The sequence below is a fragment of the Methylobacterium haplocladii genome, assembly GCF_007992175.1.
GTDB classification, from domain to species: Bacteria; Pseudomonadota; Alphaproteobacteria; order Rhizobiales; family Beijerinckiaceae; genus Methylobacterium; species Methylobacterium haplocladii.
Genome location: NZ_BJZT01000002.1, coordinates 40364 through 55762, shown reverse-complemented (window position 1 = coordinate 55762; position 15399 = coordinate 40364). Strand labels below are relative to the sequence as shown.

Sequence of the window (15399 nt, the reverse complement as noted above, 5' to 3'; positions counted from 1 at the left end):
GCTCGATGGTCCTCGAGCGCAGCGAAGAAACAGAGGGATGCATCGTATCTGCAGAGATCGTTGGCCGAGGTGGCTTCGCTTTGCACACCAGGTCAGGCGAGAGAATTCGCTTCAGATGCCACTATGATTTGCATACCGCGCAAATCCCTTCGCCCGAAGCTCGCATGCCGGGCATGTCCCGCACCCATACCCCCAGTCGTGTCGCTCCCCGCGCTCGCCGAGGTAGCAGGTGTGGCTGCCCTCAACGACGAGATCGACCAACGCCTTGCCGCCCAGGTCTTCGGCAAGCGCCCAGGTCGCGGCCTTGTCGAGCCACATCAGGGGGGTGTGGAGGACGAAGCGGCGCTGCATGCCGAGGTTGAGTGCCACCTGCAGCGCCTTGATGGTGTCGTCGCGGCAATCCGGGTAGCCGGAATAGTCCGTCTCGCACATGCCGCCGACGATGTGGCGCAGGCCGCGGCGGTAGGCCAGGGCGGCGGCGAAGGTCAGGAAGACGAGGTTGCGGCCCGGCACGAAGGTGTTGGGCAGCCCGTCGGCCTCCATCGCGATTTCGGTCTCGCGTGTCAGCGCGGTGTCGGAGACTTCGCCGAGCGCTGCGAGGTCGATGGTGTGATCGCGGCCGAGCCGGCGCCACCAGGTCTGGTCGAGGCCAGTGAGCCCCTTGCGCAGCCGAGCCCGGCAATCGAGTTCGATGCGGTGGCGCTGTCCGTAATCGAAGCCGAGCGTCTCGACGCGGGGAAAGCGATCGAGCGCCCAGGCGAGGCAAGTGGTCGAATCCTGTCCGCCCGAGAACAGGACCAGCGCGCCGTCGTCGCCGTAGTCAGTCGCCGTCATACTCCGCCCACGATAGCGGCGTCTCCATCACTTTCACGGAGGAGAGGCCCGGCAACAATGGCTTCGTCCTATGCCAGATCCAGGCCGCGATGTGCTCGGCGGTCGGATTGTCCAGCCCTTCGATCTCGTTGAGGCAGTGATGGTCGAGCTGGTCGAGGATCGGCGCGAAGGCGCTCTCGACGTCGTAGAAGTCGATCACCCAGCCGCTCGTGTGGTCCACGGGACCCGAGACCTGCAGCTCGACGCGGTAGGAATGGCCGTGCATGCGGAAGCAGCGGTGCGTCTGCGGCACGTTCGGCAGGCGATGCGCCGCCTCGAAGGTGAAGGCCTGGGTGATCTTCATCATGTCTCGTCCAGCGCGCACGACCCTGTCGCGGCAACGCCTGGCATCCGACTTGAGCGACGAGCTTAGAGAAGGAAAATGGTGGAGCCTAACGGGATCGAACCGATGACCTCTTCCATGCCATGGAAGCGCTCTCCCAGCTGAGCTAAGGCCCCACTATTGCCGAGACGGTCTGGTACGGTCCGTCTCGGAAGATCGCCCGGCGGGAAGCCCGTCGGGGAGGGCGGTTCTATAAGCGGAGGGCCGGTCGGGACGCAAGTCCCTTTTCCGTTCCATCTGCTGCCTCACCGCCCTGTGTCTTCGAAGTGACAGGGGCGGCGAAGGGTCAGCTCTCCTCGTCGTTGTCGCCGTCGTTGTCGACGAGATCCGACACGTCGTCGTCATCCTCCTCTTCGAGGAAGGTGTCGTCGTCGGTGCTGTTCGAGCTCGAATCGTCGTCCTCGCTCTCGTCGCCGTCGACCTTGGCGTCGCTGTCCTCGCTCGCCTCGGCCTCGTCGAGGGAGACGACTTCCGGACGGCTCTCGTCCTCGTCCTCCTCGTCGTCATCCTTGCGGGAGACGATCGGCGCGGCCGCGCGGCCGCCGGCGGCCATCTGGAAGACCGTGCCGCATTTCGGGCAGGTCGCCGGATCGCGGGCGAGGTCGTAGAACTTCGCGCCGCAATTCATGCATTGGCGCTTGATACCGAGTTCCGGTCGGGCCACGGGCTGGAACCTCTGGAGGTCGTGTCGGGGGAGCGCGGCCCCGTTAGTCGGCTCTGCCAAGCATGTCAAATAGGCATGCGCCACGAACCCCGATCGCCGGCGATCGGCCCACCTGTCGGCGGGCGGCCGAGCGTGGATGACGCGGCCCCGGACCCATGGTAACCGGCGCGGACTTCGGGGCGCCGCGGCGGCCCGCATTCCCAGCCGAACCCCCGACGAAGCCCGTGTCGCACGCCACCGAGCCGCAGCCCGTCACCGCCTCGCCCGGAGCCCCGCTCCGCGGCGCGCTCCGGCCGCCCGGCGACAAGTCGATCTCGCACCGCGCGATGATCCTGGGATTGCTCTCGATCGGCGAAACCCGCATCGAGGGCCTGCTCGAAGGCGACGACGTCCTGAGCACGGCCTCGGCCGCGCGTCAGCTCGGCGCCAGCATGGAGCGCCTGGGTGACGGACGCTGGGTCGTTCGCGGCGTCGGCATCGGCGGCATGAGCGATCCTGCCGAGACGCTCGATTTCGGCAATGCCGGCACCGGCTCGCGGCTGATGATGGGGGTCGTCGGCGGCCAGCCGGTCACCGCGACCTTCGACGGCGATGCCTCGCTCCGCAAGCGCCCGATGCGCCGCATCCTCGATCCGCTCCTGAAGATGGGCACCGAGATCGTCGGCGAGGCCGAGGGCGGCCGCGTGCCCCTGACCTTGCGCGGCCCATCGGAGGCGATCCCGATCACCTACGAGACGCCGGTGGCTTCGGCGCAGATCAAGTCGGCAGTGCTGTTCGCCGGCCTTAACGCGCCAGGCGTCACCACCGTGATCGAGACGGCCGCCACCCGCGACCACACCGAGCGGATGCTGCGGCTGTTCGGCGCCGAGGTCGTGGTGACGCCGCACGGTCCCGAGGGCCACGGCCGCGCCATCGCCCTCACCGGCCAGCCGACCTTGCGCGGTACCGGCGTCGTCGTGCCGGCCGATCCGTCGTCGGCGGCCTTTCCGCTGGTGGCGGCGCTGATCGTACCGGGATCGGAGGTGACGATCGAGGGCGTGATGATGAACCCGCTGCGCATCGGTCTGATCACCACGCTGATCGAGATGGGCGGCGACATCGAGCGGCTGAACGAGCGCGAGGAGGGCGGCGAGACCGTCGCGGACCTCCGCGTCCGTGCGAGCCGGCTCAAGGGCGTCGGGGTGCCCGCCGAGCGGGCGCCGGCCATGATCGACGAGTATCCGGTGCTCGCCGTCGCCGCGGCCTTTGCCGAGGGCACGACGCGCATGAACGGCCTGCACGAGTTACGGGTGAAGGAATCCGACCGCCTCGCCGCCGTCGCCGATGGCCTCGGTGCGAACGGCATCGACTACGCGATCGAGGGCGACGACCTGATCGTGCACGGCAATGGCAGTGCGCCCCGCGGCGGCGGAACCGTGGCGACGCATCTCGACCACCGCATCGCCATGTCGTTCCTCGTGCTGGGCCTCGCCTCGCAGCATCCCGTCAGCGTGGATGACGGCGCGATGATCGCCACCAGCTTTCCGAGCTTCACGCTGAGCATGCGTGCCCTCGGCGCCACGATCTCGGGCTGAGCCGATGCCGCTCGTCATCGCCATCGACGGACCTGCCGCCTCCGGCAAGGGTACCCTCGCCAAGCGCCTTGCCCATCATTACGGGCTGCCGCATCTCGATACCGGACTTCTCTACCGCGCCGTCGCCCTGCTCATGCTCGATGCCGGTGTGAGCCTCGACGACACCGACCAGGCGGCCCGCACCGCCGGCCGCCTCGTGGCCGACCAGCTTGCGGACCCGCGCCTGCGCGAGCGCGCCATGGGCGAGGCTGCATCGCGAGTCTCCAGTGTGCCGGGGGTGCGCGCCGCCCTGCTTTCCTGGCAGCGGAAGTTCGCCGGCGGGGAAGCCGGGGCCGTGCTCGACGGTCGCGATATCGGTACCGTGATCTGTCCCGACGCCAGGGTGAAGCTGTTCATCACGGCCTCGCCCGAGGAGCGCGCCCGCCGCCGCCATCGCGAGCTCGCCGGGCGCGGCGAGGAGACGACCCTCGCCGCGATCCTGGCCGACATCCGCGCCCGCGACGCACGCGATTCTTCGCGGAGCGCCGCGCCGCTCAAGGCCGCTGAGGACGCCGTCCGGCTCGACACCACCGAGCTCGACGCCGAAGAAGCCTTCGCCGCCGCCCGTGCGGTGGTCGATCGCGCCCGCGAGCATTAGCAGCGTCCGCACGCGCCGAAATCAGCTTGAATCGTTTGCCGCCATTTGCCGGCATTGCCCATGATCGCTCTGCATGGCTATGACTGAAGAGCGGCGACCTGTCGAAGTTGCGCGCACTTCAGATTGCGGTAGTCTCGCTAAACTGTAGATGCGTTACTCTGTGCCGTATCAGAAACGCCGACACAGTTCAGCTGCGGCTTTTGGAGAGGCGGGGTGGCTCGGTATTATTTCGACCTCGACGATGGCTCGAACAGTCGAAACGAGATCGTGCATGAGGTTGCCGATCCAGATCTGCTCCGCAGTGAAGCCCTGCGGGTTGCGACGGAAGCCACGACGAAGGGAGGCGAAAACACTGGGGAGACAACCCTCGTCCTAACGGTGCGAAACGAAGATGGGCTCACCCGGCTGAAGGTTCGCCTGGTCTGTCAGGTGGAGGACCTCTAGGCACCACCCGTTGCCGGCTCGCCAGCTCGATCGCAATCATATCGAGCAGGACGCGCAGTCGAAACGACCCCTCTCGTTCACCCAGGTTGTCTCGCGCCCACGTGATATCACGCGCGATTCTCGTGAGGATTGGATCGTCGCCCTGTGTCATGAGGCCTGCCCGCAAACGGCCCGGAGCCCACGGGCGGGAGCGCATGTCTCTCAGTCGCCGACGCCCATAAAATCCCGGCCAGCGATTCCTATGTCGTATACCCGACACAACGGGGGCGCAACCTCGGATACCTTCCTTTCGCGCCTGAAGAGACGAGAGCGGCGCAAGATTATTTCGGACAACTGGCTGCCGCGGCTCAAAATACCGCGGCTGTTTGAGAGCGAGATGACAAGACCGTCATCGGCCGAGGTCAGCTCAGCAAGCGCAGTGTTTTTCACTCCGGCAGCTCGCGGCGCTGGTTGCCGCACGCCAACCCGATCGTGCCGTCCCAGAGATTATACCGTCGAGTCCCCGATCAATCGCGTGTATTCAGCCTCGGGCAGTCCATAGGAATCGCCGGCGGCCGCCTCGAGCCCGGGCCGGTCGAGCACCTCGATCCGGCCGCGCCGGGCACGGATGAGCTGGTTGCCTTCGATCATCTGAATCGCCACCGTGACGCTCGACCGCTGGACGCCGAGCATGATGCCGAGGAATTCGTGCGTCACCGCGAGCTCGCTTCCGCCCAGGCGGTCCTGGCACATCAGAAGCCAGCGGGCGAGCCGTGTGTCGAGCGTATGACTGAGGTTGGCGTAGGCCGTCTGTGCCGTCTGGATCATCAGCGTCTGGATGAAGCTCAGAAGGAGCTTTTCCAGGCTCTTGCTCGCCTCGGTGGCGGCCCGCAACGCCTCGACGCCGATGCTCAGGCCGTGGCCGGCAGCCTGCACGAAATGCGCGTCGGGCGTACGATCGCCGGCCAGTAGAACGGGTACGGCCCCGACCACGCCTTCGTTGCCGATCAGTCCGATTTCGGTCTGTCGTCCCGGTCGGCCCGTGACGATCGAAACGAATCCGCTCTCCGGGAAAACCAGTTGATCGATCGGCTCGTTCGGCGAGATCAGCGACTGCCGCAGATCGAGCTGGATCGGTACCAGATGGGGTTCGAGCCGCGCGAAATCCGAGGCTTCGCAATGCCGAAGGAGGCGGTTCCTGACAGGTGGCTGCACGGACACGTTGAGCTCTTTCCAACAAGAGAAAAAGCTCTCGCTGTCTCTCGGCCGCCCTCGCCCACCGGGGTCGCGAGCGGCAACCGGCTTTTTAGGATTTTCCTCGCCTGAGCAAGATAACCCGATGTCTCCGTCGGGTACCCGACAGATTTCCGGCCGAATTTCTGAAATTGCCGCGTAAGTCGATCAGGATATATCCTCCTTCGCGTCAGTTACAAGGAAGAATATTCATGTAAATGGAATCAATGTTGATGCAGTTTAAGGCCCATGCGATCCTTTTTTTTCGGCGTTCGTCAGGGCACTCTGGCAAGCTGCCGAGCGTTGTTTTGCGAACCCGCTGATAGCTGGATCGAACGGTTTCTTTCCGGCCCGTCTGCCGCTCGACGCTGTCGTGCGGAAAATAGGCGGGACGGTCGGAAGCAATTGGGGCGGACACGCTTTTCACGGGCTCTCGCCCGTTCCGAAATGGCTGTGGCCAATCCGTGCGACAGCAAGCCGAGTACCGGTCCGTAATCCACGTCGAGATCGGCATCAGGCCGAATGCGACGCGCGCCCCCCGGCGACGAACGCGTTCCACTGCTGGACCGCATGATCGACGAGGCCACCGGCACCGCTTCGCCAGACACTGTTCGGCCGAAGCCTTGTCCGTCGTCGGCGAACGCCAAACTGGGGTGATCGTCGTTCGCCTGGGCAGCTGCCCTCATGCTGTTTTCATTCCGGGTCCACGGCGCGGAGCCCGGACCAGAAGAGACACGCCGGACCCGGGTAACCCTCGGCTACACCTGGTGCTGATCTGCTGATCCCGTACGGAAACGACAATGAAAGGCGCAGCATTCGGTCCGCTGCTGTGCCGCGGCGTAATGCGCTGTTCTGGCGGCGCACACAGAGATAACGGCTCGAGCGGGAGACGGTCACCGCGTCATCGGCCCGGCGGCTCGGGCCCGTACCCGTTCGGTCCCGCTGTCCCGTGCCGGCCCAATGTCTCCATCAGGAACCAGGCCGAGGCGACCAGCGTCGCGACGGTATAGGCGACCACGGCGAGCGGATGGGCGTCGGCCTGCGTCTCGACGGGGACGAAGCTCAGCGCCGTGAGGATCAGGGGGATCGAAAGCCACCAGCCCGAGCGGCCGCGATCGTGTAGCCGGCGGATGGCTTGGGCGAGGCTCGCGAGCCAGATGCCGACGATCCCGCCGACAGCAGCCAACGCGGCTTCGCGCCAGCCTTGCGAACCGAGGACGATCGCCGCGCAGAACAGCGCCACCGACAGCAGCAGCAGCCTGACGACCACCCGTGCATAGACCCGCCGCGACAGTCGCCCACGCGGGTCGAACCAGGCTGCGACCCGCGCGAGGCGCTTCACCCTCACGTTCCCCTCGGCTTCGCCCGACGCGTCGGCGCTTCCGAGAGAGGGTCCTCGGGCCAGGGATGGCGGGGATAGCGGCCGCGCATGTCGGAGCGCACGGAGGCCCAGGAGCCGCGCCAGAAGCCGGGTAGGTCGCGGGTGATCTGGATCGGACGGTGAGCCGGGGAGAGCAGGTGGAGCACCACCGGCACCCGTCCGCCGCCGAGGCTCGGATGCCGATCGAGCCCGAACAGTTCCTGCACCCGCACCGCGAGAACGGGCTCCGGCCCGGCTTCGTAGTCGATCGGGATGCGCGAACCGGTGGGCACGTCGAGATGGGTCGGTGCTTCCGCCTCGAGCCGCGCCCGGAGGCTCCAGGGCAGCAGGCCATCAAGCGCCCGGCCGAGATCGTCCGCCGTCACCGTGCCGAGGCCGGTGCGGCCGACGATTGCCGGGGCGAGCCAAGTCTCCGTCGAACCGGCCAGCGCCTCGTCCGAGAGATCCGGCCATTCGCCGCCCTCCGCCTCGCGCAGGAACCGGACTCGCGCCCGCCACTGGGTCTGTGCCGGACTCCAGGGCAGCCGGTCGAGGCCGAGACCGGCGAGGCCGCGGGCCAGGATCTTTGCGGTCTCTTCATCGTCCGACACCGGCAGCGGGCGCTCGCCGAGGGTGACCGCGCCGAGCCGCCGGACGGCGCGAGCCCGCAATTGGCTCGAAGCGGTGTCGAAGACGACATCCGTGGTGCTCGTGATGGCCGCCCCGGCGAGGGTCTCGATCGCGACCGAACCGATCGCGGCAGCACCGAGGATCCGCCCCGACGCGGCGCTTCCGGCGAGGTCGGCCACGGTGATGAAGGTCTCGCGGGCCAGTGCGCTCGCCGGGTCGAGCCGCCCCGCACGGCCGTTCACCATCACGAAGGCCCCGTCCCGGCCCCGCGACCGCGCGATCCGATCGGGATACGCCAGCGCCAGAAGCGCTCCGGGCTCGGACAGCATCTCCGCGGTCAGGCCGGGGATGTCCGGCGCGATGACGGCCCGCTCGGCCTGCCGCGCCCAGCCCTCTGCCAGCCGCCGCATGTCGCCCGCCCGGCCGACGCGTTCGCGCGCGAACCGCTCCAGCCGTTCCGCCAGATCGGCACTGTCGCCGCCGAGCCCACGCTCGACCAGAACCGCCGCCAATTCGGAGGCTCGGCGTGCGGCGCCGACGCCCGCGGCAGTGACCACCATTCGGGCCAGGCGCGGCGGCAAAGGCAGCGCCCGCAGTGCAGCGCCCGTAGGGGTGATCCGTCCGTCCGCATCGAGCCCGCCGAGCCGGGTCAGCAGGGCCCGCGCTTCAGCGAGGGCAGCGGGCGGCGGGGCATCGAGAAACCGCAGCGTTCTTGGATCCCCGACGCCCCAGGCGGCGCAGTCGAGGAGGAGGCCGGAAAGATCGGCGGCGAGGATTTCGGAGCGCGCGAACGGCTCCAGCGCCCCCGTGGCCGCCTCGGCCCAGAGCCGCCAGCAGATGCCCGGCTCGGTGCGCCCCGCACGCCCGCGCCGCTGGTCGACCGAAGCACGGGAGGCGCGGGCGGTCACGAGGCGGGTCAGGCCGTTCCCAGGCTCGTAGACCGGCACCCGCGACAGGCCGGAATCCACGACAATGCGAACGCCTTCGATCGTGAGGGAGGACTCGGCGATCGAGGTCGCCAGCACGACCTTCCGTCGTCCGTCCGTCGCCGGCCTGACCGCTCGATCCTGCTCCGCCTGCGTCAGTGCACCGTAGAGGGGGGCGATCTCGGCGTCCGGCCCGACCCGACCCTCGAGACGTTCGGCCACGCGGCGGATTTCCGCCTGTCCCGGCAGGAAGGCGAGCACGGAGCCGGCATCCGCCCGCAGTGCCCGCAGGATCGCCTCGGCCATGGAGTCCTCGATCCGCGCATTGGCGTCTCGGTCGAGATGGCGCGTCTCGACCGGATGGGCACGGCCCTCGGACTCGACCACCGGCGCATCTCCGAGCAGCGCCGCGACGCGCGCGCCATCGAGCGTGGCCGACATCACCAGGATGCGCAGGTCCTCACGCAACCCGGCCTGCGCATCGAGGGCCAGGGCGAGGCCGAGATCGGAGTCGAGGGAGCGCTCGTGAAACTCGTCGAACAGCACCGCGCCGACGCCCGAGAGTTCCGGATCGTCGAGGATCATGCGCGAGAACACGCCTTCGGTGACGACTTCGATCCGGGTTCGAGCCGAGATCTTCGAACCGAGCCGAACGCGCAATCCCACCGTGTCTCCGACGCTCTCGCCGAGGGTCCCGGCCATTCTCTCGGCGGCGCCGCGGGCGGCCAACCGCCGCGGTTCGAGCAGAATGATCTTCTTGTTATCGAGCCATGGTTCGTCGAGGAGCGCCAGGGGCGCGCGGGTCGTCTTGCCCGCGCCGGGGGGCGCCACGAGCACCGCCGCGCTTCCCCCACGCAACGTCTCGATCAGGCGCGGCAGCACCGTGTCGATCGGAAGAGGCGCAGGTTCGAAGCGGATCGGCATCCCTGCGCAGGTGACCCAGGTCGCGGTGCGACGCAACGGTTAGCCGGCGCGAAAGATCGCGACCCGGTCGGCAACCGGAATTCCCGCGTGGTCTCAACCGGTTCCGAAGAGAAAACCGACGCGAGGCATGGAACGCAAACAGCGGTGTCGACTTGTTCGGTCGGCGCGCGATGGGCGCGTCGCTACCGAACGGAACCAACGATGCGCTTTGCCCAGACACTCGCGGCCGGTCTCATGCTCGGCGGCCTCGCCTTGGGGGCAAACTCCGCATCCGCTGCCCCCGCCATGCCGCAGCCGGGCGTTCTCGCCGGCGATCCGGTCGAGCAGGTGATGCACCGCCACCGCCATCATCACGGGCACCATCACTACGGACACGGCCGCACCACGAAGGCCGAGCGTATGCATCGCCGGGCGAACACGATGCGCCACGGCAACCCGAATTCGCGTAATCCCGAGCGTCCCGGTTACCAGCAGCAGCTTGGCAACACCACGAACGGCCCGCGCTACTGAGACCGTCGTTCCGAAGTCATTGCTCTGATCGATGAGAAGGCCCTTCCGGCGCGATGTCGGAGGGGCCTTCGTTTTTCGTCTCAGCCGCCGATATCGAAGGCCGCCAGCGCCGCCATGTTGACGAGGTCGGCATCGGTCGCGCCGAGGGGCACGATCTGCACCGCCCTGTCGAGGCCGACCAGGATCGGGCCGAGCACCATGGCCCCGCCGAGTTCCTGCAGCAGCTTCGTCGAGATCGAAGCGGAATGAAACGCCGGCATCACCAGGACGTTGGCCGGCTCCTTGAGGCGGCTGAACGGGTAGTAGCGCTGCATCAGTTCGCGATCGAGCGCCACGTCGGCGGCCATCTCGCCCTCGTAAGCGAAGTCGACGTTCCGTGCGTCGAGGATCCGGACGGCCTCCTGCACCTTCTCCATACGCTCACCTTTCGGATGGCCGAAGGTCGAGAACGAGAGCAGCGCCACCCGCGGCTCGGTGCCGAGCTTGCGCGCGGCTCCGGCGGCCTCGATAGCGATCTCCGCGATCTCCTGAGCGTTCGGCATCTCGGTGATGGCGGTGTCGGCCACCAGCACCGTGCGCCCGCGCGCCACGCAGATCGACAGGCCGATCACCCGATGACCCTGCTTCACGTCGATCACGCGACGGACATCGTCGAGTGCCAGCGAGTAGTTCCGGGTCGCACCCGTCACCAGAGCGTCGGCATCGCCCAACGCCACCATGGTCGCAGCGAAGAGGTTGCGGTCCTGGTTGATCAGGCGATGGCAGTCGCGCAGCAGGTAGCCCTGGCGCTGCATCCGCGCATAGAGATGCGCGGCATATGCGTCGTTGCGCTGGGACAGTGCGGCATTGCGGATCTCGATGTTCTCGCGCCTGTCGAGATCGAGGCCGGCGGCGGCCGCGTTCGCCTTCACCCGGTCCTCGCGGCCGACGAGGATCGCGGTGCCGAGCCCCTGGTTCGCGAAGGACACCGCGGCGCGGATGACCAGCTCCTCCTCGCCCTCGGCGAAGACGACGCGCTTGGGAAACGTCCGCACGCGCTCGAAGACCTGGTTCAGCACGCCGGCCACCGGATCGCGCCGGGCCGAGAGCCGGTCGCGGTAGGCAGCCATGTCGTCGATGGGCTTGCGGGCGACGCCGGTCTCCATCGCGGCCTTCGCCACGGCCGGCGGCACCGTATGGATGAGGCGCGGGTCGAACGGTACCGGAATGATGTAGTCGCGCCCGAACCGCGGTCGGCTGCCCTGGTAGGCGGCCGCGACCTCATCGGGCACATCCTCGCGGGCAAGCGCGGCGAGCGCTTCGACGGCCGCGATCTTCATCTCCATGTTGATCGCCGAGGCCCGCACGTCGAGCGCCCCGCGGAAGATGTAGGGGAAGCCCAGCACGTTGTTGACCTGGTTCGGATAATCCGACCGGCCGGTCGCCACGATGGCGTCGGTGCGGATCTGCCCGACCTCCTCGACGGTGATCTCGGGGTCGGGATTGGCCATGGCGAAGATGATCGGGTTCGGCGCCATCGAGGCGATCATTTCGGCGGAGAAGGCGCCCTTGACCGAGAGACCGAACACGATGTCGGCGCCCTCCATGGCCTCGGCTAGCGTGCGCTTGTCCGTCGGCGCGGCATGGGCCGACTTCCACTGGTTCATGCCCGATTGCCGGCCCTCGTAGACGACGCCCTTGGTGTCGCAGAGGATGACGTTGTCGTGGCCGAAGCCCATGGCCTTCAGCAATTCGATACAGGCGATGCCGGCGGCGCCCGCGCCGTTCACCACGAGCTTCGCCGATCCGATGTCGCGCCCCGTCAGGTGCAGCGCGTTGATGACGCCGGCGGCGGCGATGATCGCGGTGCCGTGCTGGTCGTCGTGGAAGACCGGGATGTCCATCAATTCGCGCAGGCGCGCCTCGATGATGAAGCACTCCGGCGCCTTGATGTCCTCGAGGTTGATCCCGCCGAAGGTCGGACCGAGGTAGCGCACCGCCGCGATGAATTCGTCGGCGTCCTCGGTGCCGACTTCGAGGTCGAAGGCGTCGATGTCGGCGAAGCGCTTGAACAGCACCGCCTTGCCTTCCATCACCGGCTTCGAAGCCAGCGCACCGCGGTTGCCGAGTCCGAGGATGGCGGTGCCGTTCGAGATCACGCCGACGAGGTTGCCCTTGGCGGTGTAGTCGTAGGCCTTCGCTGCATCCTCGGCGATCGCCAGCACCGGCACGGCGACGCCCGGCGAATAGGCCAGCGACAGGTCGCGCTGCGTCGCCATCGGCTTCGTCGCCACCACCTCCAGCTTTCCGGGCCGCGCGCCGGCATGGAAGCCGAGCGCCTCCTCGTCGGTGAAGGTCGGGCGCTTGCGGGGCTGGATGGGGCTCGTGTCGGTCACTGGCGTTTCCTCTTGTTGAAGCGGGGCTTAACGCGAGGCGACGCTGGCCTCAATCACCACTTTCAGCGATGCTGCCGAACATTCTCGCTGCCGGAAGCGAAGCCGTTTCCCCAGGCGAGCGGCGGCGCCTGCCTGATTCAGCCGATCGCTTCTGCTAAGCATCGCCCATGAGCCGTCCCGCCCTGCGATCCATTCCCCTCGACCAGCACGCGAAGGGTGCGGATGCCGTGACCAAGGAGCCGCCAAGCCTCGATCGGGTCGGCGCGACGCCGATGATGGCGCAGTACATCGAGATCAAGGCGGCGAACCCGGACTGCCTCCTGTTCTACCGGATGGGGGACTTCTTCGAGCTGTTCTTCGAGGATGCCGAGATCGCCTCGCGGGCGCTCGGGATCGTGCTGACCAAGCGCGGCAAGCACGGCGGCAACGAGATTCCGATGTGCGGCGTGCCGGTGGAGCGGTCCGACGATTACCTCAGCCGCCTGATCGCGCTGGGCCATCGCGTCGCCGTCTGCCAGCAGGTCGAGGACCCGGCGGAGGCGAAGAAGCGCGGGCCGAAATCCGTGGTCCGTCGCGAGGTCCAGCGCCTCGTCACGCCGGGCACCATCACCGAGGACCGGCTGCTCGACCCGGCACGCGCCAACCTGCTGCTGGCGGTGGGGCGCCGGAAGATTTCGGAACAGGCCCAGGCCTATGGGCTCGCCGCCATCGACATCTCCACCGGCCGCTTTTCCCTCAGTGAAGTCGCCGACGGCGAACTGGCGGCGGCCATCGCTCGGCACGAGCCCCGCGAAATCGTCCTCTCCGAAGCGATCCACTCCGATCCCGCCCTGGCACGACTGTGGCGCGACACTTCCGCTGCCGTCGTGCCGCTGGCCCAGGCCGAGTTGGAACCGGCTTCGGCCGAGCGGCGCATCCGCGAACAGTTCGGCGTTGCGACGCTCGACGGGTTCGGCGCCTTCAGCCGGGCCGAGATCGCCGCTGCCGGTGCGGCGCTCCTCTACATCGAGCGCACGCAGATCGGCGCCCGCGTCCCGCTCTCCGCCCCGACCCGCGAGGCGAGCGGCGCGACCCTGTCGATCGACGCCGCGACCCGCGCGAACCTCGAATTGACGCGGACGCTGTCCGGCGAGCGCAAGGGCAGCCTCCTCGACACCATCGACCGCACCGTCTCGGCCGGCGGCGCGCGCCTGCTGGCCGAGCACCTTGCCGGCCCGCTGACGGACCTCGAGGCGATCGTCCAGCGTCAGGCCGCCGTCGCCTACCTCACCGAGGAGGCGGCCTTGCGCGGCGCCTTGCGCGATGCGCTGGCCGGCGCGCCGGACCTCGCCAGGGCGCTGTCCCGGACGGGTCTCGGACGCGCCGGGCCGCGCGACCTTGCCGCGCTTCGAGACGGGCTCGACGCGGCCGCTCGGATCGCTGAGCGGCTCGCGTCGCTGCAGGGAGCCCCGCGGGCGCTCGCCGCGATCGGCGAGCGCCTCGCAGGCATCGATTCCGGGCTCGTCGCCGAACTCGCCGCGGCACTCGCCGACGACCTGCCGCTGAACCGGCGCGACGGCGGCTTCGTGCGGGCCGGCTACCGCGCCGACATCGACGAGTCGCGCGAGCTCGGCCGGGATTCCCGCAAGGTCATCGCCGCGCTCCAGGCCCGCTACGCCGAGGAATCCGGCTGCCGCACTCTGCGGATCAAGCACAACAACATGCTCGGCTTCTACATCGAGGTGCCGCAGGCCGTGGGCGAAGCCTGCCTCAAGGGTCTGATGCGCGACTTCGTGCATCGCCAGACCATGATCGACGCCATGCGCTTCACCAGCGTCGAACTGGGCGAGCTCGAATCGAAGATCTCCGGCGCCTCCGACCGGGTGCTCGCCATGGAAGGCGAGGTGTTCGAGGCGCTGGCTGCGCTCGTCATGGCGCAGGCGACGGTGATCGCCGACGTCGCCGAGGCGCTGGCCGCCCTCGACGTGGCCGCAAGCCATGCCGAACTGGCGGTCGAGCTCGACTGGACGCGTCCGGGGCTCGACGCGGGCGTCGCCTTCGCGATCGAAGGCGGCCGCCATCCGGTGGTCGAGGCGGCGCTGCGCCGCTCGGGCGAGCCGTTCATCGCCAACGATTGCGACCTGTCGGGGAAGGAAAGCGGACGCATCCGCCTCGTCACCGGCCCGAACATGGGCGGCAAATCGACCTTCCTGCGCCAGAACGCGCTGATCGTCGTGCTTGCCCAGATGGGCGCATTCGTACCGGCGCGCTCGGCGCATCTCGGCCTCGTCGACCGCCTCTTCTCCCGCGTCGGCGCGGCCGACGATCTGGCGCGCGGACACTCGACCTTCATGGTCGAGATGGTCGAGACGGCGGCGATCCTGAATCAGGCCACACGTCGCTCCCTCGTGGTGCTCGACGAGATCGGGCGCGGCACCGCCACCTTCGACGGCCTGTCGATCGCCTGGGCCTGCCTGGAGCACCTGCACGAGACAAACGGCTGCCGGTCGTTGTTCGCCACGCATTTCCACGAGCTCACCGCCCTCTCGCAGCGGCTGTCGCGGCTCGACAACGCGACGCTGCGGGTGACCGAGCACCGTGGCGACGTGGTTTTCCTGCACGAAGTCGTGCCGGGCGTCGCCGACAAATCCTACGGGCTGCAGGTCGCGCGCCTCGCCGGGCTGCCGAAGGGCGTCGTGGCTCGGGCCGGCGCCATCCTGAAGGGGCTCGAAGCGTCCGAGCGCGACCGTCCGACGCGCCGTAAGATCGACGACCTACCGCTTTTCGCGAGTCTCGCGGATGCACCACCGTCTGAGCCCGCACAGGCCGTCATGGTCGACGATACCGTCGGCGCGCTCGTCGACGAACTCGACCCTGACGCGATGACGCCGCGCGAGGCGCTCGACGCGCTCTACCGGCTGAAGAGGGAACGCGCCCGCAAGGCGTGA

Annotated in this window: 13 protein-coding genes and 1 tRNA gene; 5 read left to right on the top strand and 9 right to left on the bottom strand. The window is 68.3% G+C overall.

Annotated features, from left to right (window positions below):
* Positions 1–111 precede the first annotated feature (111 nt).
* From queC to MHA02_RS00735, 4 genes are all read right to left on the bottom strand, one after another.
* Positions 112–834 (bottom strand): 7-cyano-7-deazaguanine synthase QueC, encoded by a 723-nt coding sequence (gene queC, locus MHA02_RS00750; RefSeq protein WP_147076061.1) that lies wholly within the window; start codon positions 832–834, stop codon positions 112–114.
* Positions 821–1177: a 6-carboxytetrahydropterin synthase QueD gene (gene queD, locus MHA02_RS00745; protein ID WP_147076143.1), complete on the bottom strand. Its 357-nt coding sequence runs from the start codon at positions 1175–1177 to the stop codon at positions 821–823. Before queD ends, queC begins: the two co-directional genes overlap by 14 nt.
* 79 nt (positions 1178–1256) lie before the next feature.
* Positions 1257–1332 (bottom strand) — tRNA-Ala (locus MHA02_RS00740).
* Between the two features lie 170 nt (positions 1333–1502).
* Entirely contained in the window at positions 1503–1880 is a 378-nt protein-coding gene (locus MHA02_RS00735; RefSeq protein ID WP_147076060.1) for a TIGR02300 family protein, read from the bottom strand.
* Positions 1881–2104: 224 nt separating this feature from the next.
* Here MHA02_RS00735 and aroA point away from each other — a divergent pair, with 224 nt between their 5' ends.
* The 3 genes from aroA to MHA02_RS22910 all read left to right on the top strand — a co-directional run bounded on the left by aroA (position 2105) and on the right by MHA02_RS22910 (position 4535).
* Positions 2105–3454: a 3-phosphoshikimate 1-carboxyvinyltransferase gene (gene aroA, locus MHA02_RS00730; RefSeq protein WP_147076059.1), complete on the top strand. Its 1350-nt coding sequence runs from the start codon at positions 2105–2107 to the stop codon at positions 3452–3454.
* A 4-nt stretch (positions 3455–3458) separates the two neighbouring features.
* Positions 3459–4091: a (d)CMP kinase gene (cmk, locus tag MHA02_RS00725; RefSeq protein ID WP_147076058.1), complete on the top strand. Its 633-nt coding sequence runs from the start codon at positions 3459–3461 to the stop codon at positions 4089–4091.
* Between the two features lie 213 nt (positions 4092–4304).
* Entirely contained in the window at positions 4305–4535 is a 231-nt protein-coding gene (locus MHA02_RS22910) for a DUF6894 family protein (protein WP_147076057.1), read from the top strand.
* A 486-nt stretch (positions 4536–5021) separates the two neighbouring features.
* On the opposite strand, the gene MHA02_RS00715 is transcribed toward MHA02_RS22910, so the two are convergent.
* From MHA02_RS00715 to hrpB, 4 genes are all read right to left on the bottom strand, one after another.
* A complete protein-coding gene (locus MHA02_RS00715) occupies positions 5022–5729 on the bottom strand; it encodes a Crp/Fnr family transcriptional regulator (RefSeq protein ID WP_244612387.1) in 708 nt (235 codons plus the stop codon).
* A 208-nt stretch (positions 5730–5937) separates the two neighbouring features.
* The gene (locus tag MHA02_RS21940; protein ID WP_170248950.1) at positions 5938–6174 is read right to left on the bottom strand and encodes a hypothetical protein; all 237 of its coding nucleotides are present in this window, start codon (positions 6172–6174) and stop codon (positions 5938–5940) included.
* 474 nt (positions 6175–6648) lie between these two features.
* Positions 6649–7089, bottom strand: a complete 441-nt coding sequence (locus MHA02_RS00710) for a DUF805 domain-containing protein (protein ID WP_210245042.1) — start codon at positions 7087–7089, stop codon at positions 6649–6651.
* Between the two features lie 2 nt (positions 7090–7091).
* Positions 7092–9587, bottom strand: a complete 2496-nt coding sequence (hrpB, locus tag MHA02_RS00705; protein ID WP_147076142.1) for an ATP-dependent helicase HrpB — start codon at positions 9585–9587, stop codon at positions 7092–7094.
* A 201-nt stretch (positions 9588–9788) separates the two neighbouring features.
* Here hrpB and MHA02_RS00700 point away from each other — a divergent pair, with 201 nt between their 5' ends.
* Positions 9789–10097, top strand: coding sequence for a hypothetical protein (locus tag MHA02_RS00700; protein WP_147076054.1), 309 nt, complete (start codon positions 9789–9791; stop codon positions 10095–10097).
* Between the two features lie 80 nt (positions 10098–10177).
* On the opposite strand, the gene MHA02_RS00695 is transcribed toward MHA02_RS00700, so the two are convergent.
* Positions 10178–12472: an NADP-dependent malic enzyme gene (locus tag MHA02_RS00695; protein WP_147076053.1), complete on the bottom strand. Its 2295-nt coding sequence runs from the start codon at positions 12470–12472 to the stop codon at positions 10178–10180.
* Between the two features lie 167 nt (positions 12473–12639).
* Between MHA02_RS00695 and mutS the strand changes: the two genes are divergently transcribed.
* Positions 12640–15399, top strand: coding sequence for a DNA mismatch repair protein MutS (gene mutS, locus MHA02_RS00690; RefSeq protein ID WP_147076052.1), 2760 nt, complete (start codon positions 12640–12642; stop codon positions 15397–15399).

Coding starts and splice junctions, on each gene's coding strand:
- queD (WP_147076143.1), bottom strand. CDS start 1,177: ATGAAGATCACCCAGGCCTTCACCTTCGAGGCGGCGCATCGCCTGCCG.
- hrpB (WP_147076142.1), bottom strand. CDS start 9,587: ATGCCGATCCGCTTCGAACCTGCGCCTCTTCCGATCGACACGGTGCTG.
- queC (WP_147076061.1), bottom strand. CDS start 834: ATGACGGCGACTGACTACGGCGACGACGGCGCGCTGGTCCTGTTCTCG.
- mutS (WP_147076052.1), top strand. CDS start 12,640: ATGAGCCGTCCCGCCCTGCGATCCATTCCCCTCGACCAGCACGCGAAG.
- cmk (WP_147076058.1), top strand. CDS start 3,459: ATGCCGCTCGTCATCGCCATCGACGGACCTGCCGCCTCCGGCAAGGGT.
- MHA02_RS00700 (WP_147076054.1), top strand. CDS start 9,789: ATGCGCTTTGCCCAGACACTCGCGGCCGGTCTCATGCTCGGCGGCCTC.